Source organism: Enterobacter cloacae complex sp. GF14B, from assembly GCF_004136805.1.
Classification (GTDB): Bacteria; Pseudomonadota; Gammaproteobacteria; order Enterobacterales; family Enterobacteriaceae; genus Enterobacter; species Enterobacter hormaechei_C.
Genome location: NZ_QFRV01000350.1, coordinates 1 through 980 on the forward strand (window position 1 = coordinate 1; position 980 = coordinate 980).

Genomic DNA, 980 nt, shown 5'->3' on the forward strand with positions numbered 1-980 from the left:
GGTATTTTTAGTGGTGAGGAGCGTTCAGGGATCTGACGATTTTTGGGAAGGTTCAGGAACTCCCCGGAATGGCCGGAGAGCAAAATGGAAGCATGGCGGGATCAGGATTTTTTCCAGAATTTCCACCACGGGGAATGGGGTGGTGAAGAAGGTTCGTGCTTGTGCTCCAGAAGCTGCATAGCCTGACGAAGGGAATCAATATGCTCATCTCGAGCCTTAACAGCCCCTTTAAGACCATCGTTTTCAGCTTCAAGTAAAGCGATTCTATGTTGTAAATCATGTAAACCAACGCTGTTAATACCTGTAGATTCTGCGTCACTTTTTACATCATATTTTACAGTATCGATTACACCATCAAGAGAACCAAACACTCTAATTAGCTCTGAAGTATCAATAACTTTAATAGCTTTCCCGTGCTTTACCACAGAGGTGTAACTTAACTTCCCACTGTTAATCATCTTGTAAATTGTGGGGCGACTAACCTTAACAAGCCGTGCCGCTTCACTAATAGACACTCTGGCCATCAGTTACCATCCTGTAATGCATCCAGTCTCGAGGACAGTGTACGGAAAAGATGCTCCGCATCATCGTGGAGTTTCTCACAAAGGTCGGCCTCGACATCAAGATCAAGCTCGTTAAGCTTCTCCAGCAGGAGCAGAGACTGATTCTGGATGAATTTAGCCATGTTCAGCGCTGTTTTCTGTTGTTTCGTCATAAGAAGCCTCAGAGCGTCAGTGCTCAATGTAGGGATGTTCTCTTTTCCGCTTCCTCGCTCACTCAGTCGCTACGCTCCTGCCGTTCGACTGCGGCGAGCGGCAGGAGCATGCGTATAATAGCTCGAGAAAACCGAGCGGTCGCGTGACGGGGAAAAGGAAAGGCCGCACGGCGGCCGTTTTTCCATAGGCTTCGCCCCCCTGACAAGCATCACAGAAACTGACACTCAAATCAGTGGTGGCGAAACCCGACAGGACTATAAAGAT

2 protein-coding genes are annotated in these 980 nt (G+C 47.9%); both read right to left on the reverse strand.

Annotated elements, in window-relative coordinates; all coding sequences use genetic code 11:
• Nucleotides 1-101: 101 nt before the first annotated feature.
• Nucleotides 102-524 carry a helix-turn-helix domain-containing protein gene (locus DD606_RS25620; RefSeq protein ID WP_064148699.1) on the reverse strand — a complete coding sequence of 141 codons (423 nt, stop codon included), beginning with the start codon at nt 522-524 and terminating at the stop codon, nt 102-104.
• Complete coding sequence (locus DD606_RS25625) at nt 524-715, reverse strand: Rop family plasmid primer RNA-binding protein (RefSeq protein WP_004187666.1); 192 nt, start codon at nt 713-715, stop codon at nt 524-526. Before DD606_RS25625 ends, DD606_RS25620 begins: the two co-directional genes overlap by 1 nt.
• Between the last annotated feature and the right edge of the window lie 265 nt (nt 716-980).

Bases quoted from the DNA above. Each gene is read 5' to 3' on its own strand.
- DD606_RS25620 (WP_064148699.1), bottom strand. From the start codon at position 524: ATGGCCAGAGTGTCTATTAGTGAAGCGGCACGGCTTGTTAAGGTTAGT.
- DD606_RS25625 (WP_004187666.1), bottom strand. From the start codon at position 715: ATGACGAAACAACAGAAAACAGCGCTGAACATGGCTAAATTCATCCAG.